Here is a 20,930-nt window from a genome sequence, read left to right as displayed (position 1 = left end):
ATCCATTTACCCATTTTTTATTATTGATCCTTAAAGGAGTGCGGCACATGTCAAAAGGGCATTCGCTACAAGACCCTTACTTGAATACCTTGCGTAAAGAGAAGGTTGGGGTTTCCATCTATCTGGTCAACGGTATCAAACTGCAAGGCACGATCGAATCCTTCGACCAGTTCGTGATCCTGCTGAAGAACACCGTCAGCCAGATGGTCTACAAGCACGCTATCTCGACAGTGGTGCCGGTTCGTCCGATTCGTCTGCCTAGCGCAACCGAAACCGAACAGGGTGACGCTGAGCCGGGTAACGCCTGATAGGAGTCTCCTTTGTTCTTTGAGCGCCACGGTGGTGGTGAACGGACCATTCTCGTTCACTTGGAAGGTCAGGACCCTGAGGCGCGCGAAGATCCGCAGGAGTTTCAGGAGTTGGCAGTATCGGCAGGTGCCGAGACCGTCGCGTTTTTCAACGTGCCGCGTCATCGGCCAACCGCCAAATATCTGATTGGCACTGGCAAGGTCGAGGAGCTTCGCGACCTGGTCAAGGCCGAACAGGTCGATATCGTGATTTTCAATCACATCCTCACGCCCAGCCAGGAACGTAACCTCGAACGCGTCTTCGAGTGTCGCGTGCTGGATCGCACGGGCCTGATTCTCGATATTTTCGCCCAGCGCGCCCGCACCCATGAAGGCAAGCTCCAGGTCGAACTGGCCCAGCTTGAGCACATGAGTACGCGGTTGGTCCGCGGCTGGACTCACCTTGAGCGGCAGAAAGGCGGTATTGGCCTGCGCGGTCCGGGTGAAACCCAGCTGGAAACCGACCGGCGACTGCTGCGGGTACGCCTGCGGCAGATCAAGGGGCGCCTGGAAAAGGTCCGCAGCCAGCGCGAGCAGTCTCGTCGCGGGCGCAAGCGGGCCGATATCCCGACCGTGTCGCTGGTGGGCTACACCAACGCCGGCAAGTCGACACTGTTCAATGCGGTCACCCAGTCCGACGTGTACGCGGCGGACCAGTTGTTCGCCACCCTCGACCCGACCCTGCGCCGTCTCGATCTCGCCGACCTCGGGCCGATCGTGCTCGCCGACACCGTGGGTTTTATCCGCCACCTGCCGCACAAGCTGGTCGAGGCTTTCCGGGCTACGCTCGAGGAGTCCAGCAACTCCGACCTGCTGCTGCACGTGATCGACGCCGCGGAACCGGACCGGATGCTGCAGATCGAGCAGGTCATGGTGGTACTCGGCGAGATCGGGGCCCAGGACCTGCCGATCCTGGAGGTCTACAACAAACTCGATCTGCTCGAGGGTGTCGAGCCGCAGATCCAGCGTGGCGAAGACGGCAGGCCGCAGCGGGTCTGGCTCAGCGCCCGGGATGGGCAGGGCCTGGAACTGCTTGAACAGGCGATTGCCGAGTTGCTGGGCAACGATTTGTTCGTCGGCACCTTGCGCTTGCCGCAACGTTTTGCTCGACTGCGTGCACAGTTCTTCGAGATGGGCGCAGTGCAGAAGGAAGAACACGACGAAGAAGGCAGTTGCCTGCTGTCCGTCCGTTTGCCCAGGGCCGAGCTCAATCGAGTGGTCTCGCGCGAAGGCATGCAGCCGCCGGAATTCATCGAACAACACACTTTGCAATAAAAGCCTGGGAAAGCGGTTGTACCGCGTTGACAGGCATTCTGTAGCATTGGTCGGCGCGCCGCGGGCGCGTCTTTGCTTTATCAGATGGAGAGCGCTATGGCTTGGAATGAGCCGGGTGGCAACTCGAACAATCAGGACCCTTGGGGTGGCAAGCGCCGTAACAACGGCGACCGCAAGGGGCCACCGGATCTCGACGAAGCCTTCCGCAAGCTGCAGGAGAGCCTGAACGGGCTGTTCGGTGGCGGTAAGAAACGCGGTGACGATGGCGGTTCGGGCGGTGGCAAGGGCGGCGGTTTCGGCCTGCTCGGCATTGGCCTTGTCGTGCTCGCGGCCATGTGGCTGTACAGCGCGGTCTACGTCGTTGATGAACAGGAGCAGGCCGTCGTGCTGCGCTTCGGCAAGTACTACGAAACCGTAGGGCCGGGCCTGAACATCTATTTCCCGCCGATCGACAAGAAGTTCATGGAGAACGTCACGCGTGAGCGGGCGTACACCAAGCAGGGCCAGATGCTGACCGAAGACGAGAACATCGTCGAAGTGCCGCTGACCGTGCAGTACAAGATCAGCAACCTGCAGGACTTCGTACTGAACGTCGACCAGCCGGAAATCAGTCTGCAACAGGCCACTGACAGTGCCCTGCGCCACGTGGTGGGTTCCACCGCGATGGACCAGGTGCTGACCGAAGGGCGCGTGCAGATGGCCAGCGAGATCAAGGAGCGCCTGCAACGCTTCCTCGACACCTATCGCACCGGCATCACCGTGACCCAGGTGAACGTCCAGAGCGCCGCCGCGCCGCGTGAAGTCCAGGAAGCCTTCGACGACGTGATCCGTGCTCGTGAAGACGAACAGCGTTCGCGCAACCAGGCCGAAGGTTATGCCAATGGCGTGGTGCCGGAAGCCCGTGGCCAGGCCCAGCGTATCCTCGAGGATGCCAACGGTTATCGCGACGAAGTGGTTTCCCGCGCCAAGGGTGAGGCCGACCGCTTCACCAAGCTGGTGGCCGAGTACCGCAAGGCACCGGAAGTCACCCGTGAGCGTCTATACCTGGACACCATGCAGGAAGTCTTCAGTAACACCAGCAAGGTACTCGTGACCGGTAACAAGAACGGCCAGAGCAACCTGCTTTACCTGCCGCTGGACAAGATGATCCAGAGCGGTTCCGGCGCCGCTACGCCGGCCAAGGTGACGGGGTCGATGGCCAGTGGCAACACTGACGTCACGCCACACATCACCGAGCCGCAACCCACTCGCACCCGGGAGAGCCGCTGATGAGCAATAAATCACTGATCGCCCTGATCCTCGGGGTCATCGTGGCAGTGGCTGCCTGGAACTGCTTCTACATTGTGTTGCAGACCGAGCGGGCCGTCCTGCTGCAATTCGGCCGTGTGGTCGAGGCCGATGTCCAGCCAGGCCTGCATGTGAAGCTGCCCTACGTCAATCAGGTGCGCAAGTTCGACGCCCGCCTGATGACTCTGGATGCTCCGACACAGCGCTTCCTGACCCTGGAAAAGAAAGCCGTGATGGTCGATGCCTACGCCAAGTGGCGGGTCAAGGACGCCGAGCGTTTCTACACCGCGACCTCCGGTCTGAAGCAGATCGCCGACGAGCGTCTGTCCCGGCGTCTGGAGTCGGGCCTGCGTGACCAGTTCGGTAAGCGCACCCTGCATGAAGTGGTGTCCGGCGAGCGTGATGCGCTGATGGCTGACATCACTGCGTCGCTGAATGGCATGGCCGAGAAGGAGCTGGGTATCGAGGTAGTGGATGTCCGGGTCAAGGCCATCGACCTGCCGAAGGAAGTCAACCGCAGCGTCTTCGAGCGGATGAGCACCGAGCGTGAGCGTGAGGCTCGTGAGCACCGCGCCAAGGGTAACGAACTGGCCGAAGGCATCCGTGCCGACGCCGATCGCCAGCGCCGTGTGCTGTTGGCCGAAGCCTATCGCCAGTCGGAAGAGGCCCGCGGTGACGGTGATGCCCAGGCCGCCGCGATCTATTCCAAGGCCTACGGCCAGGACCAGGAGTTCTACGCGTTCTACCGTAGCCTGCGCGCCTACCGTGAAAGCTTTGCGGACAAGAGCGACGTGTTGGTGCTGGACCCGAGCAGCGACTTCTTCCGTTACCTGGAAAAAGCCAAGCCCTGATCCAAGACGCATCGTGCCCCTCCGCCCGGCAGCTAAAACGCCGGGCGGGGTGATCCTTTCGGAAAACGGGTGTATGATGCGGCAGCCGGGAAATTCCCGGCTTTTTTGCGTCTGTATGTTTGATAGACAGACGGCGGGTTGATCGACCCGACAGGTTTTTCGAGGAAAGTGGTAGGCGAAGCCGGTTTCAGGCTGTTCGTCGCGTCGTTCTTGCGCGCGTGTTAACCATTTTCTGCTTCACTCAAGGCTCGCCTGTGGGCTTGCTGCCCGGATCATAGGGGAAAGGCGTTAATGGCAACGGTAGATCGCTGGCTCCTGCCAGATGGCATCGAAGAAGTACTGCCGCCTGAAGCGGCGCGCATCGAAGTGGCGCGGCGTCAGGTGTTGGATCTGTTCCAGAGCTGGGGCTATGAGTTCGTTGTCACCCCGCATATCGAGTATCTGGAATCCTTGTTGACCGGCGCCGGCCAGGACCTGGACCTGCGCACCTTCAAGGTGATCGACCCGCAGTCGGGCCGGCAGATGGGGTTTCGCGCCGACATCACGCCGCAGGTGGCGCGTATCGACGCCCACACCCTGCGTCGCGAAGGCCCGAGCCGTCTGTGCTACGCCGGCAGCGTGCTGCATGCGCAGCCGCGGGCGCTGTCGTCCTCGCGCAGCCCGATCCAGTTGGGCGCCGAGTTGTACGGCGATGCCAGCCCGAGCAGTGACGTCGAAGTCATCAGCCTGATGCTGGCGATGCTGCAGCTGGCCGATGTGCCGGATGTGCACATGGACCTCGGTCACGTCGGTATCTACCGTGGCCTGGCTCGCGCCGCCGGTTTGTCCGGTGAAGTGGAGCAGCGGTTGTTCGATGCCCTGCAACGCAAGGCAATCGATGAAGTGATCCAGCTGACCGAAGGTTTGCCGGCCGATCTGGCCGCGATGCTGCGGGCACTGGTGGATCTGTGTGGCGGCCGCGAAGTGCTGGTGGCGGCGCGTGAGCGCCTGGCCGGTGCGCCGGAGCAGGTGACGGCGGCGCTGGATGATCTGCTGGCGATCGCCGAGCGGTTGTCCGCGCGCTTCCCGCAGTTGCCGCTGTATTTCGACCTGGGCGAGCTGCGCGGTTATCACTACCACACCGGTGTAGTGTTCGCGGTGTTCGTGCCGGGTGTTGGCCAGGCCATCGCCCAGGGCGGTCGCTATGACGATATCGGCGCGGACTTCGGTCGTGCACGTCCGGCGACGGGCTTTTCCACCGATTTGAAAACCCTGGTGACCCTGGGGCGTGCCGAGATCGAGCTACCGTCTGGCGGTATCTGGATGCCCGACAGCACGGATGCGGCACTCTGGCAGTTGGTTTGCCAGTTGCGCGGCGAGGGTCAGCGTGTGGTCCAGGGCTTGCCCGGACAACCATTGGCCGCCGCCCGCGAAGCGGACTGCGACCGGCAATTGATTCAGCAGAACGGGCTTTGGCAAGTATTGCCGCTGGCTTCTTGAGTTTTCCCGCCGGCGGCTGCCGGCACCAAGTTTGCGCGAATGAGGACAAGTGTTATGGGTAAGAATGTCGTAGTCCTGGGCACCCAGTGGGGTGATGAGGGCAAAGGCAAGATCGTTGATCTGCTGACCGAACATGCTGCCGCCGTGGTGCGCTATCAAGGTGGCCACAACGCTGGCCACACCCTGGTGATCGACGGCGAGAAAACCGTCCTGCACCTGATCCCGTCGGGTGTACTGCGCGAAGGCGTACAGTGCCTGATCGGCAACGGCGTGGTGGTTGCACCGGACGCCCTGCTGCGGGAAATCACCAAGCTGGAAGAGAAAGGCGTACCGGTGCGCGAGCGCCTGCGTATCAGCCCGTCCTGCCCGCTGATCCTGTCCTATCACGTAGCCCTGGACCAGGCGCGCGAGAAAGCCCGTGGCGAGCTGAAGATCGGTACCACCGGTCGCGGCATCGGCCCGGCGTACGAAGACAAGGTCGCACGTCGCGGCCTGCGTATCGGTGACCTGTTCCACCGCGAGCGTTTTGCCGCGAAGCTGGGCGAGTTGCTCGACTACCACAACTTCGTGCTGGTCAATTACTACAAAGAGCCGGCCATCGACTTCCAGAAGACGCTCGATGAGTGCATGGAATACGCCGAGCTGCTCAAGCCGATGATGCTCGACGTCACCGCCGAGCTGCACAACCTGCGTCGTGCCGGCAAGGACATCATGTTCGAAGGCGCCCAGGGTTCGTTGCTGGACATCGACCACGGTACCTACCCGTACGTCACCAGCTCCAACACCACCGCCGGCGGCATCGCCACCGGTTCGGGCGTGGGTCCGATGTACCTGGATTACATCCTCGGCATCACCAAGGCCTACACCACCCGTGTCGGTTCGGGTCCGTTCCCGACTGAGCTGTTCGATGACGTTGGCGCCTTCCTGGCCAAGCGTGGCCACGAGTTCGGTGCAACCACCGGTCGTGCCCGTCGTTGCGGCTGGTTCGATGCCGTGATCCTGCGTCGCGCCATCGACGTCAACAGCATCTCGGGCCTGTGCCTGACCAAGCTGGACGTGCTCGACGGTCTTGAAACCATCAATATCTGCGTGGGTTACAAGAACGAAAACGGTGCGGTCATCGATGCGCCGACCGATGCCGACAGCTATATCGGCCTGGAGCCGGTGTACGAAGAAATGCCGGGCTGGACCGAGTCGACCCTGGGCGCCAAGACCCTGGAAGAGCTGCCGGCGGCGGCTCTGGCTTACATCAAGCGCGTCGAAGAGTTGGTCGGTGCACCGATCGACATTATTTCGACGGGGCCGGATCGCAACGAAACCATCGTTCTGCGTCACCCGTTCGCCTGATAAGCTGTTGATGTAGATCACAAAGGACCCCATTTGGGGTCCTTTGTCGTTTCTGCCTGTTGTTCGGCACGGGCCTTGCTGGGATTATCCTCTAAAAAGGGTGCTATCAAATTAATGGCGCCAAAGTCGAGGAATCTCCAGTGTCGGCCGTTCTCTCACTGTTACAAAGCCGTCTATTGCGGCCTGTGTTCGTTACCCTGGGTATCGCTCTTTTGGTGCAGGTGCTGGTGGCGGTCGCTCTGACCCGAAGCACGGTCACCGCGCTGGAGGCTGACCTGGGTGCTCGCCTGGGTATCGACAGCCAGAAGCTGTCGGGCGAGTTGGAGCAGGCGGGCAAAGAGGTGACATCGAGTCTCGATAGTCTTTCGGTCAATACGCGCCAGCGTCTGAACAGCGGCTTGTCCTCGCGATTGAAGGATGAGCAGGCCCAGCTGCGTACGGCGTTGGAGAAGGATCTTCAGGATTCGGCCAACGACATGGCGCAACTATTGGCTTCCGTGGCCCCGCGGGCCATGTGGGATAACGATGTGCCAACCCTTTCCGAATTCGCCCGTCGCGCCCAGCGCAATCCGAATGTCCTGTTCGTGGTCTATGACGATGCGACCGGCGAACACCTGACCCGCTACCTGAATCGGGAAAACCAGATCAACCAGGCCCTTTTGGCCAAGGGTGAGGGCGAGCGAGCGCTGGACAAGGTGCTCAACGCGGCGAAGAGCGATCCATCGGTCTACTACGTCGAGGCCTCGATCAGCCCCAATGGAGTGGAAATCGGCAAGGTGCGGATGGGGGTTTCCACGGCCTCGGTCGAGACCGAGCTGAAGGCGCTGGACCAGCGTTTCACTGCCTTGATCGCCAGCAGCGACAAACTGGTGGGCGACAGTCTGCAAGGGGCGTCGGCGGACAGTTCCAAGGCCATGCAGGCCCGCTTGCAATCGGCTCAGGCCACGGCTTCGCAAATGCAGGCCAATACCACTGCAACCGTGCAGGATGCGGCGCAGACCTTGCGCTGGCGGATCGGCATGGGCCTGGCCCTGGTCGGTCTTGGCGTACTGCTGTTGCTGGCGGTGGTGCTCGGGCGGCGGGTGGTCAACAAGCTGCATCTGTTGATTGCGGCGTTGAATGACCTGGCGGCGGGAGAGGGTGACCTGACCAAGCGCGTGCAACTCAACAGCAATGATGAAATCGGTGACATGGCCTCGGCGGTAAACCGCTTTGTCGACAAGCTGCAGCCGATCGTAAGGGAAGCGGGGGATGTGGCCCAGCGCACTGGAGTGGAAATCGGCCAGATGACCTTGCGCAACGCGGGTGCCGATGCCGCCGCGAATCTGCAGCGTGACGAAGTGGCGCAGAGCTTGCGCGAATTGTCGAAGATGGCCGATGACGCGCAGACCGAAAGTCATGCGATGCAGGCGGCGTTGAAGCAAGTGGTGGATATTCGTCAGGCAACCGATGAAAACACCCGGACGTCGAACCAGGTCGGCAATCTGATCGAAGCCCTGGCCGGGCAGGTGGACACCGGTTCCAAGGTGATCGAGCGGCTGGCGCAGCAGAGTGAACAGATTGAAGTGGTGCTGACGGTGATTCACGGGATTGCCGAGCAGACCAACCTGTTGGCCCTGAACGCGGCCATCGAGGCGGCGCGGGCGGGTGAGACCGGTCGCGGGTTTGCCGTGGTGGCGGATGAGGTGCGGGCCTTGGCGAGCAAGACGCAAAGCTCCACCGGCGATATCCAGGCGCATATCGGTGCCTTGCAGCAGGGCGCGCGGGAGGCCGTGGCGGCCATTGGTCAGGCGGGGCGTCAGGCCAGTGAAGGTTTGGCGGTGCTGCGTAGCAGTGTGAAGTTGCAGCAGAGCGTGCAGTCGTCGGTGGAGCAGGTGCATGCGGCGATTGGCCTGGCGACCAAGGCGGCGGCCCATCAGGCCGAGGGCGCGCATGCGGTGCGTGGGCGGGTCGAGGTGATCCATGCCCAGGCCGAGCGTGCGGCGCAGGCGGTGGTGGAAACCACGGCCAGCGGCAAGGTGCTGGACAGCCTGGCAGGGCAGCTCAAGGCGAGCCTGGGGCAGTTCCGGGCCTGACAAATTACCTGATGTAAATGGCCGCACGCGGTCCTTGTAGGAGCAGGGCTTGCCCGCGAAGGGGCCCTCAAGACCGTTGAAAGCTTCGCGGGCGACCTCGTATTTGGGGGCGGGCTCAGGGCCTTTGGCGATCAGAAGGTCCTCTTCGCGGGCAAGCCCTGCTCCTACAGATCTGTGGTGTTTTTGAATGGTAGGGCCAGAAACGCAAAAACCCGCTTTCGCGGGTTTTTGTGAGATTCCAGAGTGATACTCTGAAACTTGAATTGGTGCCCAGAAGAAGACTCGAACTTCCACGACCTTGCGGTCACCAGCACCTGAAGCTGGCGTGTCTACCAATTTCACCATCTGGGCAGCATCAGCAGCGTTGCACGCCGTTGATGGAGCGCACTATACGGAGAGCGTTTTGATCTGTAAACCCCTGTTTTTGCTTTTAATTAAATCTCAGTCACGAGTCCTCCGTTCGCCAGGCCCATGTGAGGGTGGGACGCGATGAGCTCGGGAAATAACGGGAGGCAGAAACGCAAAAACCCGCTTTCGCGGGTTTTTGTGAGATTCCAGAGTGTTACCCTGAAATTTGAATTGGTGCCCAGAAGAAGACTCGAACTTCCACGACCTTGCGGTCACCAGCACCTGAAGCTGGCGTGTCTACCAATTTCACCATCTGGGCAGTATCGTCAACGTCTCCGTCGTCGATGGCGCGCACTATACGGAGGCGCCTTTTAACTGTAAACCCCTGTCATGAAAAAAACCAAAAAAAACGCTTCAATGTGCATCAGCCGGCATTTTTCGCGCGGACAAATGGGTTTTAAGGCCGCCTGTGTGCCTGAAATTTCCCGTTTCAATACGCGTATGCCAAACTAACCCGCATATAGACAAGGTGAAATTTATCTAATGGCCGATTGGCAGTCCCTCGATCCCGAGGCCGCTCGTGAAGCGGAAAAATACGAAAACCCCATTCCTAGCCGCGAGCTTATCCTGGCGCACCTGTCCGAGCGTGGATCGCCGGCCAGTCGCGAGGAGCTGGTGGACGAGTTCGGCCTGACCACTGAGGATCAGCTCGAGGCTCTGCGCCGCCGCCTTCGTGCCATGGAGCGCGATGCGCAACTGATTTACACCCGCCGCGGCACCTATGCGCCGGTGGACAAGCTCGACCTGATCCTCGGTCGCATCGCCGGTCACCGTGACGGCTTCGGCTTCCTGATCCCGGACGACGGCAGCGACGACCTGTTCATGAGCCCGGCGCAAATGCGCCTGGTGTTCGATGGCGACCGCGCCCTGGCACGGGTTTCCGGCCTGGACCGGCGTGGACGCCGTGAAGGCGTGATCGTCGAAGTGGTGTCCCGTGCTCACGAGAGCATCGTCGGGCGTTACTTCGAAGAAGGCGGCATCGGCTTCGTGGTCGCGGACAATCCGAAGATCCAGCAGGAAGTGCTGGTGACCCCGGGCCGCAACGCCGACGCCCGTGTCGGTCAGTTCGTCGAGGTGAAAATCACCCACTGGCCGACGCCGCGCTTCCAGCCCCAGGGCGATGTGATCGAAGTGGTGGGCAACTACATGGCGCCCGGCATGGAAATCGATGTCGCGCTGCGCACCTACGACATTCCCCACGTCTGGCCCGAGGCCGTGCTCAAGGAAGCCGCGAAGCTCAAGCCGGAAGTCGAGGACAAGGACAAAGAGAAGCGCATCGACCTGCGCCATCTGCCGTTCGTCACCATCGACGGCGAAGACGCCCGCGACTTCGACGATGCGGTCTACTGCGAAGCCAAGCCCGGCAAGCTGCGCCTGTTCTCCGGCGGCTGGAAGTTGTACGTGGCGATTGCCGACGTTTCCAGCTACGTGAAGATCGGTTCGGCGCTGGACACCGAAGCCCAGGTCCGCGGTAACTCGGTGTACTTCCCCGAGCGCGTGGTACCGATGCTGCCGGAGCAGCTGTCCAACGGCCTGTGCTCGCTGAACCCGCATGTCGACCGCTTGGCGATGGTCTGCGAGATGACCATCAACAAAAGCGGGCAGATGACCGACTACGTGTTCTACGAAGCGGTGATCCACTCCCATGCCCGCCTGACCTACAACAAGGTCAGCGCGATCCTGGAACAACCGAAGACCACCGAAGCGAAGAAGCTGCGCGGCGAGTATTCGGAAGTGGTTCCGGACCTCAAGCAGCTCTACGCCCTGTACAAGGTGTTGCTGGCGGCCCGTCATACCCGTGGCGCCATCGACTTCGAAACCCAGGAAACGCGGATCATCTTCGGTTCCGAGCGCAAGATCGCGGAAATCCGTCCGACTACCCGCAACGACGCCCACAAGCTGATCGAAGAATGCATGCTGGCGGCCAACGTGGCCACCGCCGAGTTCCTCAAGAAGCACGAGATTCCGGCCCTGTACCGGGTGCATGACGGTCCGCCGCCGGAGCGCCTGGAAAAACTCCGCGCCTTCCTCGGTGAGCTGGGCCTGTCCCTGCACAAAGGCAAGGACGGTCCGTCGCCGAAGGATTACCAGGCGTTGCTGGCCAGTATCCAGAGCCGCCCGGATTTCCACCTGATCCAGACCGTGATGCTGCGCTCGTTGAGCCAGGCGGTGTACAGCGCCGATAATCAGGGCCACTTCGGCCTGAATTACGAGGCCTACACCCACTTCACCTCGCCGATCCGCCGTTACCCGGACCTGCTGACGCACCGCGCGATCCGCAGTGTCATCCACTCCAAGCAGGATACGCCGCACGTGCGTCGTGCCGGCGCGATGACCATTCCGAAGGCGCGGATCTATCCGTACGACGAAGCGGCGCTGGAGCAGTTGGGCGAACAGTGCTCGATGAGCGAGCGCCGCGCCGACGAAGCCACTCGCGACGTGGTGAACTGGCTCAAGTGCGAGTTCATGAAAGACCGCGTGGGCGAGTCGTTCCCGGGTGTGGTTACCGCCGTGACCGGTTTCGGCCTGTTTGTCGAGCTGACCGATATCTACGTCGAAGGCCTGGTGCATGTCACCGCCTTGCCGGGTGATTACTACCATTTCGATCCGGTCCATCACCGCCTGGCGGGTGAGCGTACCGGTCGCAGCTTCCGTCTGGGCGACACGGTGGAAGTGAAGGTCATGCGCGTCGACCTCGACGAACGCAAGATCGACTTCGAAATGGCCGAGAAAACCCTCAGTGCACCGATCGGTCGCAAGAAGCGTGGAACTGAAGCCACCGCTCCTGCTCCCGCACCTGTCGAGAAAGCCCCGGAGCCGGCCCGGGCCGGGCGCCGTGGTGCGACCGCGAAGAAATCGGACGATGCCTATCGCCCAAGCGATGCAGCGGCGAAAAACGCCGAAGTACGCAAGAGTCGCGAAATGAAGCAGGCGTTGTTGGCCGAAGCCAAGAACGGCGGTAAAGGCAAGACCGAGGGAAAGCCCGCACGCGGGGCGCCGTCGGAAAAGCCGAGCAAGCATCGTAAAGGCCCGCCAAAAGCGGGCGCTGGTCCCGCGAAAAGCGGCGGGGCGCGTAAACCCAAGGGCAAGTCATGAGTCAGTTGGAAAAAATCTACGGCGTACATGCCGTAGAGGCGTTGTTGCGTCATCACCCGAAACGCGTCAAGCAGATCTGGCTGGCCGAAGGCCGCAGTGATCCGCGGGTCCAGGTGCTGTTGGGCCTGGCCGCGGAAAACCGCGTGTCCGTCGGCCAGGCCGAGCGCCGCGAGATGGATGCCTGGGTCGAAGGCGTGCACCAGGGCGTGGTCGCGGACGTGAGTCCGAGCCAGGTCTGGGGTGAGGCAATGCTCGACGAACTGCTCGATCGCACCGAAGGCGCGCCGTTGATCCTGGTGCTCGACGGCGTGACCGATCCGCACAACCTTGGCGCTTGCCTGCGCACTGCCGATGCGGCGGGTGCGTTGGCGGTGGTGGTGCCCAAGGACAAGTCGGCGACCCTGACTCCGGCGGTGCGCAAGGTGGCTTGCGGCGCGGCGGAAGTGATTCCGCTGGTGGCGGTGACCAACTTGGCGCGGACCCTGGAAAAGCTCCAGCAGCGTGGCCTGTGGGTTGTCGGTACGGCGGGCGAGGCGGAGCAGGAGTTGTACCAGCAGGACCTGACCGGCCCGACCATCCTGATCATGGGTGCCGAAGGCAAGGGCATGCGTCGCCTGACTCGCGAGCATTGCGACTACCTGGTGCGCCTGCCGATGGCCGGTAGCGTCAGCAGCCTCAATGTCTCCGTGGCCACCGGTGTGTGCCTGTTCGAAGCGCTGCGCCAGCGCAGCGTCAAGGCCGCCACCAAAAAGGCCTGATCCGCTCTTGGCCTCCGTTGCATGGGGGCCTTGAGGTCGCATGCGGTCTTGTGGCGAGGGGGCTTGCCCCCGTTCGGCTGCGAAGCAGTCGCAAACCCGGCCATCTCGATCTGCCTGATAGACCAAGTTCGCCGGTTTTAGGGGCGCTTCGCACCCCGGCGCGGGCAAGCCCGCTCGCCACAAGGTTGCATGCGCCCACATAGACAGGCGTGCATCGGGTGGTGATGTTGTTCAAATAATCACCAATTGTCTTGCGCCCCTCTCGCCCCTTCTCTACAATTGCGCCCCTTGCCGTGATGGCTGGCGCATCTGTGCCTACTCCAGGCAAGACACACAAGTGTCATTCACTCCTTGTCTGACCGTTTTTGAGCGGCAGGCTACAACCCGTAAGGAGCATTCATGCGTCATTACGAAATCATCTTTTTGGTCCACCCGGATCAAAGCGAACAAGTCGGCGGCATGGTAGAGCGTTACACCAAGCTGATCGAAGAAGACGGCGGCAAAATCCACCGTCTGGAAGATTGGGGCCGTCGTCAACTGGCCTATGCAATCAACAATGTTCACAAGGCTCACTACGTGATGCTGAACGTTGAATGCACTGGCAAGGCCCTGGCCGAGCTGGAAGACAACTTCCGCTACAACGATGCTGTGATCCGTAACCTGGTCATCCGTCGCGACGAAGCCGTTACCGGCCAGTCCGAGATGCTCAAGGCTGAAGAAAACCGCAGTGAGCGCCGTGAGCGTCGCGACCGTCCTGAGCACTCCGACGCCGATGGCGTTGAGGGTGATGACAGCGACGCCAGCGATAACGCTGACGAGTAATCCACGGACCTTTTGAGGAGCCAATTACATGGCACGTTTCTTCCGTCGTCGTAAATTCTGCCGCTTCACCGCTGAAGACGTGAAAGAGATCGATTACAAAGATCTCAACACCCTGAAAGCCTACGTATCCGAAACCGGCAAAATCGTTCCAAGCCGTATCACCGGTACCAAAGCTCGTTATCAGCGTCAGCTGGCCACCGCTATCAAGCGCGCCCGCTTCCTGGCCCTGCTGGCCTACACCGACAGCCACGGCCGCTGAGACCGGGCAGTCGACACGCAGTAAAGGATTGAATGCATGCGCGCCTTAGCTGGTTTCATCATGCGCGGACGTATGCAGGCCATGCTCGTCGTGGCCGGATCTGCGGCATTGCCGCTGTTGTTCTGGTTGAGTGCCGCCGCCGGGTGCCTTGTGCTCCTGCGGCGCGGTTCGGACGCCCTTGGCGTCATTGGTCTGGGTGTGTTGTCGGTGCTGCTGTTCTGGCACTTCAACATCCAGAAAGACCCCACGGCCCTTTTGGTGCTGCTCGGGTCTTGCAGCCTGGCGCTGGTTTTACGCGCCGGCTACTCCTGGAACCGCGTGCTGCTGGTCAGCATGGCAGTAGGGTTGGTATGTGCAGTGAGTCTGGGGACGATTTTCAGTCCCTTCATCGAAGGATTGGCGCAGACGTTTGAACAAGTCGTGCCGCTGGCCCTCGGTGAGGTCTACCAGAAGTTGTCGGTAGATCAGCGAGCGTTCCTCGCGTCACTGGCCGTGCCCCTGTTGATCACCTCGACGGCGATCTCGCTGCAGGTCTTTAGTGTGATGTGCCTGATTCTTGGGCGCTATTGGCAAGCGTTGTTGTACAACCCCGGTGGTTTCGGACGCGAGTTTCGCGAAATCCGGATCCCCAGGAAGGTGGCGCTGTCGCTGCTGGCCATCATGTTTGTCGCGCCGTTTATCGGCCTGCATGCATTGATTCTGTTGCCGCTGTGCAGTGTTCCGCTGGTTTTCGCCGGCCTGTCCCTGATTCACGGGCTGGTGGCGAAGAAGAAACTGGCCAGTTTCTGGCTGGTGGGGATGTACGTCACGCTCGTGCCATTCATGCACTTGCTCGGTCCGTTGCTCATGGTATTGGCCATTGTCGACAGCCTGATTGATTTTCGCGGACGCCTGGCGTCGAAAGATGCCGATAACGGTTCCGCGAACGGTGAAGGTTAAAAGTTAAGAGGATTTCCACATGCAACTGATCCTTCTGGAAAAAATCGCCAACCTGGGCAACCTGGGCGATAAGGTAAACGTTAAGGCCGGTTACGGTCGTAACTACCTGCTGCCATTCGGCAAAGCCACCGCTGCGACCGCTGCCAACCTGGCTGCGTTCGAAGAGCGTCGTGCTGAGCTGGAAAAAGCCGCAGCAGACAAGAAAGCTTCGGCTGAATCGCGTGCCGCCCAACTGGCTGAGCTGGAAGTGACCATCACTGCCACCGCCGGTGACGAAGGCAAGCTGTTCGGTTCGATCGGCACCCACGACATCGCTGATGCCCTGACCGCCTCCGGCGTTGAAGTGGCAAAAAGCGAAGTTCGTCTGCCGAACGGCACCATCCGCAACGTGGGTGAATTCGACGTGGCCGTGCACCTGCACGCCGAAGTCGAAGCAACCGTACGCGTTGTCGTGGTGGCTGCTTAAGCAGTACCCAATCGTCTGGCGACTTGCGCGCCAGACGGTTAACATCGGGCACGACTCTGTTCATTCAGGTCGTGCCCTTTGTTTTTTGGGCAACGCCCTTTTGCAAATTCCCTGATTCCAAGTGGCCATGAACGATATCTCCGCTCCCGAGCAATACGATCTGCAAACCGCCGCGCTGAAAGTGCCGCCGCATTCCATCGAGGCCGAACAGGCCGTGCTCGGTGGTCTGATGCTGGACAACAACGCCTGGGAGCGCGTGCTCGATCAAGTCTCGGACGGCGACTTCTATCGACATGACCACCGCCTGATCTTCCGTGCCATCGCCAAGCTGGCCGATCAGAGCATGCCGATCGACGTGGTGACCCTGGCCGAGCAGTTGGACAAGGAAGGGCAGACCTCGCAGGTCGGCGGCCTGGGCTATCTGACTGAGCTGGCGAAGAACATCCCGTCGGTGGCCAACATCAAGGCCTACGCCGCGATCGTTCGCGAGCGGGCGACCCTGCGTCAATTGATCGGCATCAGCACCGAAATCGCCGACACCGCGTTCAACCCGCAAGGGCGGACCGCGGCGGAGATTCTCGACGAGGCCGAGCGGCAGATTTTCCAGATCGCCGAAGCGCGGCCCAAGACCGGTGGCCCGGTCAGCGTCAACGACCTGTTGACCAAGGCCATCGACCGGATCGATACCCTGTTCAACACCGACAACGCCATCACCGGCCTGTCCACCGGCTACACCGACCTCGACGAGAAGACCAGCGGCCTGCAACCGTCCGACCTGATCATCGTCGCCGGCCGTCCGTCCATGGGCAAGACCACCTTCGCCATGAACCTGGTGGAGAACGCGGTGCTGCGCAGCGACAAGGTGGTGCTGGTGTACTCCCTCGAGATGCCAGGCGAATCGCTGATCATGCGTATGCTGTCCTCCCTCGGCCGGATCGACCAGACCAAGGTCCGTGCCGGTCGCCTGGAAGACGACGACTGGCCCCGCCTGACCTCGGCGGTCAACCTGCTCAACGACCGCAAGCTGTTTATCGACGATACGGCCGGTATCAGCCCGTCGGAAATGCGTGCGCGGACCCGGCGCCTGGTGCGTGAGCACGGCGAGATCGGCCTGATCATGATCGACTACCTGCAGTTGATGCAGATCCCCGGTTCCAGCGGTGACAGCCGGACCAACGAGATTTCCGAGATTTCCCGGTCCCTCAAGGCCCTGGCCAAGGAATTCAACTGCCCGGTGGTGGCCCTGTCCCAGCTCAACCGCTCCCTGGAACAACGCCCGAACAAGCGCCCGGTGAACTCCGACTTGCGCGAATCCGGAGCGATCGAGCAGGACGCCGACGTGATCATGTTCGTGTACCGGGATGAGGTCTATCACCCCGAGACCGAGCACAAGGGCATCGCCGAAATCATCATCGGCAAGCAGCGTAACGGCCCGATCGGTTTTATCCGCCTGGCCTTTATCGGCAAGTACACGCGCTTCGAAAACCTGGCGCCGGGCAGCTACAACTTCGACGACGACGAGTAAGGGCGTTACGCCGAGGGCCGGACTTGGGGGCGTTATCCCTTTAGCGCGAATGACTGCGCGGTAAAATCTCCAGCGTACGAATCTGTTCCCAGGTGTAACCGTGATTCAGGCGTAATTCGTCGAACTCGAAGATGGCTTGGCTGGCGAACAGGGCCGTGATGAAGTAGCGATTTTTTTCGATGCGCCCGTCACGGCCCTTGACGTCAACCGCAAATGCGACCGACTCCACGTTGTAGCCTGTCGCGGCTTGTCGAATGGGAACCCCGTTGCGGTATTCGTAGCACGTATTGATTCTCGACAGGATGTTATCGCCGGACAGGCAGGGGGCGGCCGGTTCTGGCCGGTCGTCGCGAAAGCGGATCAGGTCATGCGTTGAGTCCTGCCGGACCGCGGTCGCGAAAGGGTCCCGGCGCTGGTGGCTGACGATCAGCGGAATCAGCATGCCGCCATAAACCCCCAGTATTTCACCTCTGGGCAGGTAGTGCCTGGCGGAAACCAGAAACCTCCCGACCAGATGCTCTTCTTGCGCATAGCGCAGGTCGTCGTGTTCGAATCGGGCTATTTCCAGCTTGTCTTCGTAGAGTTGTGCGACCTTTTCATAGCCTTGCCATTGCAGATAAGGAACGATTTGTTGAGCGCGAGCCTTTGACTGGCGGCTCCCTTCAGCCTTGGAGTAGTGAATGGCGAGAATGGTCATGGGGTACCCGTCCAGGTCACGCAAGGGATAGCGCCCGTTGTCGACGCGGTCGTAGGTGAGGGGGGAGTTCAAATGGGATCGGTAGGATTTTCGGCTGCGCATGCGCTGTCGTTCAGCTTCCGTGAAGGCCTTGTCATCGCGCGGGCTGGACGGCGTAGCACCGTGTTTCTGGACCGACAGGCTGCCTGCCGGTGTGAGGTCGGGGGGCTCAGTGCCTTGAGGCAACACCCACTCACCGTCAGTCTTGCGTTGCAGTAACGGTTGATAAAAGCTGTAGGGCGTCTTGGCGTTCAACAGTCGCCAGCCCTCGGGAGCCTGCCTGACCGGGTAGTAGCGGTCACCGTTGCGGATGTAGTGCAAGTAAGCATGGGCGGCCAGGGGCTTGGTGTGGAGATTCCAGTAAATGCCGCCGTTGCGCAGCTCCAGCCCCGACACTGTTGTTCCTCGCACGGCGAAGCTCTCCGGGACCCGAGTGCTGGTGTTTGGCTCTGGCTGCCCTGGTGCATGGTTGGGGATGCGCAGGGCCGGCGTCTGGCTGCGTAATGTCGAGGCGTTCCTGAAGACGGCCTGTTTCAGGTCCATCGCCGCGCGTCTTTCGTCCAGGCTTATATTGAGTGTGCTGTTCAGGGCCTGCTGCGTCAGTTTCGGCATCGCCAGCCAGACGCTTGTGTACAGGTCCTGCAGGTCGGACAGCGTACTGCCCTGCTGGTCTTGAAGTTGGTAGAAAGCGCCCGTTTTCTTCAGGCGCCTGTAGGTCAGGCTGTCGTGCTCACCGATGGCCTCCAGGGCGGTGTCGATGTCTGGGTCCCACAGTTCAAGACGAATATCCGGCGGCCAGGTTTCCAGGGTTTCCAGTAGTGAAAAAGCCAGTCGATCACTTTGCTGAGCGTGTGGCCAGCCCGGATAGAGGCCTTCGAACACCCGTGAAATGCGAACCTGCTCCAGGGCGCGCTCAATCTCCCTTTTTAGCGTCGGCTCTGTTTCGGGCGCGCCTTGCGCCTGTATGTCCAATGAGAAAATAGCGTCGGCCAGATGACTTTTGGGGAGTTCGGCGTGCGCTTGGCGTATTCGTCGTTGTGGCGCTGTGTCGGGTTGTTCTGTCTCGATATACAGGTGCTCCAGCAGAGCCAGGCTTTTCAGTTTCGCCTGGGCCACCAGATTCAGCGCCAATTGGTTCAGTTGCTCAAGAGGCGCAATAGTGTTCTCCAGCAACGAGTCGATTTCTTCCTGGTCGAGCGCCTCGAGCACCACGTTGAGCAGCGTTCCAGCCATTCTCACGCCCGCGCCATACTGGATAGTCCCCTGCGAACCAGTGCGCAAGACCTCCAGCATTTTGTCCCTGGGCCATCCGGGCAGTCTGGTCAGCAGATATAGCTGGATCCTGGGAGATAATTCCGAGACCACGTTGCCCTTGGCCCGCTCGAGATCGAAGTGCTCGATTTCCTGGAAAATCCACAGGCGCTTGAGGCTATCGAGCAGCAGGGGCGGTGTCCGACGGCTGTAGTGATGAATTTGTCGCAGCGTGTAAAGGTGTGTGCCGCTGAACGTCAGGGCAGCGTTTGCAAGCGATTCGGACAGTCTGGCGGCGCGTGGCCCCAGGCGTGCGATCAACTGCTGTTTCGACCAGGTCAAGACTTTCTCGTGGATCGTCCGCCAGGCGCCGACGCCGTTGTGCCGCAGGGGCGGCGAGTAAACGTTTGGATAACCGATCAGCACGATATGCCAGCGGTCGGTGTCTTCATTGTGCTCGACCTTGTAATACTGCCGGTCCAGTTTCAGGACGGTAGCCTGCGCCCATGGGTACAAGCCCAGTGAGTTCGCCTGCCAATGCTCATCGGGTGGCTTGATCGCTGATTGATAAGGCGTCAGGTCAGGCTTCCAAAGGCGCGTGCGGCCCAGAAAACGGACACGGATCAACTCGGGCAGCCCTTCTACCACGGTGGCTGTCCGGCTGTTTTTCGCCGTCTTGGCCACATTCAGCAAATGGATCAACCCGGCGTTCATTTCCCTGGGGCTCCAGATAAAGAGGTCCTGATAGACCGTGTCTGCGAGCTGGCTGCCCGGCGGTGTCAGCAGGGTCTGGCGGAATCGGGGAATGAAGTCCTTCAGGCCGAACAGCAGGTCCAGGCGCGCCGTGTGGTATTCATCCAGCAATTGTTCGCGTGTTGTGGCATTGGCCTGTGCGCTGGGGGGCGCCAGTCTGCCGACGTCGCTTTCAAGACGTTGCAGTCGCTGCCAATGAATCTCTTCGAACAGCTCGCCTTCAATCCTTGAAAGACTGATGAGACGCCTCAATTGGGCAGGCGAGCGTCCGCTGGCGACTTTGCTGATCTTTGCCGTCAACAGGCTGCCCTGATAGTCAATCGGCATGAGTCGGCTGATCAATTGCCGGAAATCCGCCGAGCGCATTTGTTCCAGGTAATCCTCTTGAAACTCGACAAACGACGGATATTCCTTGAGCGCGGACTTGGGATGTCCTGGACAGTAGAGGGTGCAGGGGCCGGTGTTATCGTCCGGATCGGAAGCGAAATGAATGACTCCGGGTAACGTGTGGCCGAGCCATTTGACTTGTTGATAGCGCGGGAGCTTTCCGGTTCTTTTTCTGATGGGCAGCAGAAAGTATTTCAAGCGGGCCGCACACGCGTCGGAGATGTCGTTTTTCATGAACGCCATCCATAACGAGACGTTGAATCGGCTCCACTCATGGTGCACAAAATGCTCGCGCTTGTTATCGAAGAGGATGATCTCGTCGGCTGGGCGGTCCAGCTCCAGTATCTGCTTGAGGTGATGGTGGTATTTCAACCCGAGGTCGAGATGGCGGCAGAACCGGGCAAACGTCTTGGGGGTGAGGCTGCTTTTCAGGCCTGCTGCTTTTCCTGAGGGGTAGATGGCCGATCCACTGCCGAAAGCGTCGTCGTGGGTTTCCCATTCTTCGAAATTGTAAAGCGCGGCTTCCAGCAATGAGTGTTCGGGACTGGCGTCGTAGATGGGGATACCCAGAAAGCTGTCCTTTTTCCAGCGTTTGGCCAGGGTGGCGACCTGCATGTCGGTGAGATCGCGGGAGAGTGGGCTTATGCCAAGTTCCAGAATGGGCTCGGCAAAGATCTCCAGGCTTTTGAGTGGGCTCAGTATGTTCCTGACAAGGAGCCTGGATGCATTGTTTTCCAGCATGGCCGAGCGCAGGCTGGCGTATTGTTCGGCGGTCGCGTTTTTCAGCCAGGCCGGCAGGCGGGACCTGATGAGTCGGTAGTGGGGCAGCGTACTGTGATCGTTTTCTTCGGATGTCGTGTGCATGGCGG

Annotated in this window: 15 protein-coding genes and 2 tRNA genes; 14 read left to right on the top strand and 3 right to left on the bottom strand. The window is 60.8% G+C overall.

Annotation, left to right across the window (positions count from 1 at the left end; translation table 11 throughout):
- The first annotated feature begins 47 nt into the window (after positions 1-47).
- The 7 genes from hfq to CWE01_RS06495 all read left to right on the top strand — a co-directional run bounded on the left by hfq (position 48) and on the right by CWE01_RS06495 (position 8,661).
- The gene (hfq, locus tag CWE01_RS06525; RefSeq protein WP_040063849.1) at positions 48-308 is read left to right on the top strand and encodes an RNA chaperone Hfq; all 261 of its coding nucleotides are present in this window, start codon (positions 48-50) and stop codon (positions 306-308) included.
- A 12-nt stretch (positions 309-320) separates the two neighbouring features.
- On the top strand, positions 321-1,622 hold the full coding sequence (hflX, locus tag CWE01_RS06520; RefSeq protein ID WP_100939704.1) for a ribosome rescue GTPase HflX: 1,302 nt from the start codon (positions 321-323) through the stop codon (positions 1,620-1,622).
- Positions 1,623-1,718: 96 nt separating this feature from the next.
- Positions 1,719-2,891: an FtsH protease activity modulator HflK gene (hflK, locus tag CWE01_RS06515; RefSeq protein ID WP_100939703.1), complete on the top strand. Its 1,173-nt coding sequence runs from the start codon at positions 1,719-1,721 to the stop codon at positions 2,889-2,891.
- On the top strand, positions 2,891-3,760 hold the full coding sequence (gene hflC / locus CWE01_RS06510; RefSeq protein WP_100939702.1) for a protease modulator HflC: 870 nt from the start codon (positions 2,891-2,893) through the stop codon (positions 3,758-3,760). The genes hflK and hflC overlap by 1 nt, the downstream gene beginning before the upstream one ends.
- A 291-nt stretch (positions 3,761-4,051) precedes the next feature.
- Positions 4,052-5,239, top strand: a complete 1,188-nt coding sequence (locus tag CWE01_RS06505) for an ATP phosphoribosyltransferase regulatory subunit (protein ID WP_100939701.1) — start codon at positions 4,052-4,054, stop codon at positions 5,237-5,239.
- Between the two features lie 54 nt (positions 5,240-5,293).
- The gene (locus CWE01_RS06500) at positions 5,294-6,586 is read left to right on the top strand and encodes an adenylosuccinate synthase (RefSeq protein ID WP_100939700.1); all 1,293 of its coding nucleotides are present in this window, start codon (positions 5,294-5,296) and stop codon (positions 6,584-6,586) included.
- A 140-nt stretch (positions 6,587-6,726) separates the two neighbouring features.
- Positions 6,727-8,661: a methyl-accepting chemotaxis protein gene (locus CWE01_RS06495; protein WP_100939699.1), complete on the top strand. Its 1,935-nt coding sequence runs from the start codon at positions 6,727-6,729 to the stop codon at positions 8,659-8,661.
- Positions 8,662-8,925: 264 nt separating this feature from the next.
- On the opposite strand, the gene CWE01_RS06490 is transcribed toward CWE01_RS06495, so the two are convergent.
- Positions 8,926-9,012: transfer RNA gene (locus CWE01_RS06490), tRNA-Leu, on the bottom strand.
- 229 nt (positions 9,013-9,241) lie between these two features.
- Positions 9,242-9,328, bottom strand: a tRNA-Leu gene (locus tag CWE01_RS06485).
- A gap of 224 nt (positions 9,329-9,552) precedes the next feature.
- Here CWE01_RS06485 and rnr point away from each other — a divergent pair.
- From rnr to dnaB, 7 genes are all read left to right on the top strand, one after another.
- On the top strand, positions 9,553-12,165 hold the full coding sequence (rnr, locus tag CWE01_RS06480) for a ribonuclease R (RefSeq protein ID WP_100939698.1): 2,613 nt from the start codon (positions 9,553-9,555) through the stop codon (positions 12,163-12,165).
- Entirely contained in the window at positions 12,162-12,923 is a 762-nt protein-coding gene (gene rlmB / locus CWE01_RS06475) for a 23S rRNA (guanosine(2251)-2'-O)-methyltransferase RlmB (protein ID WP_100939697.1), read from the top strand. The genes rnr and rlmB overlap by 4 nt, the downstream gene beginning before the upstream one ends.
- Before the next feature lie 399 nt (positions 12,924-13,322).
- On the top strand, positions 13,323-13,745 hold the full coding sequence (gene rpsF / locus CWE01_RS06465) for a 30S ribosomal protein S6 (protein WP_040063859.1): 423 nt from the start codon (positions 13,323-13,325) through the stop codon (positions 13,743-13,745).
- A gap of 28 nt (positions 13,746-13,773) precedes the next feature.
- A complete protein-coding gene (gene rpsR, locus CWE01_RS06460) occupies positions 13,774-14,004 on the top strand; it encodes a 30S ribosomal protein S18 (protein WP_002551829.1) in 231 nt (76 codons plus the stop codon).
- 36 nt (positions 14,005-14,040) lie between these two features.
- On the top strand, positions 14,041-14,943 hold the full coding sequence (locus tag CWE01_RS06455) for a hypothetical protein (RefSeq protein WP_100939696.1): 903 nt from the start codon (positions 14,041-14,043) through the stop codon (positions 14,941-14,943).
- Between the two features lie 19 nt (positions 14,944-14,962).
- Complete coding sequence (rplI, locus tag CWE01_RS06450) at positions 14,963-15,409, top strand: 50S ribosomal protein L9 (RefSeq protein WP_017125059.1); 447 nt, start codon at positions 14,963-14,965, stop codon at positions 15,407-15,409.
- Positions 15,410-15,536: 127 nt separating this feature from the next.
- Complete coding sequence (gene dnaB / locus CWE01_RS06445) at positions 15,537-16,934, top strand: replicative DNA helicase (RefSeq protein ID WP_100939695.1); 1,398 nt, start codon at positions 15,537-15,539, stop codon at positions 16,932-16,934.
- Positions 16,935-16,974: 40 nt separating this feature from the next.
- Here dnaB and CWE01_RS06440 read toward each other — a convergent pair whose 3' ends face one another.
- Complete coding sequence (locus tag CWE01_RS06440) at positions 16,975-20,925, bottom strand: dermonecrotic toxin domain-containing protein (RefSeq protein ID WP_100939694.1); 3,951 nt, start codon at positions 20,923-20,925, stop codon at positions 16,975-16,977.
- Between the last annotated feature and the right edge of the window lie 5 nt (positions 20,926-20,930).

The sequence above is a fragment of the Pseudomonas sp. QS1027 genome (assembly GCF_002814235.1).
In the GTDB taxonomy this organism is placed as follows: domain Bacteria; phylum Pseudomonadota; class Gammaproteobacteria; order Pseudomonadales; family Pseudomonadaceae; genus Aquipseudomonas.
Note: the sequence above shows the minus strand (reverse complement) of the source record. Positions and strands in the feature narration are given on the sequence as shown.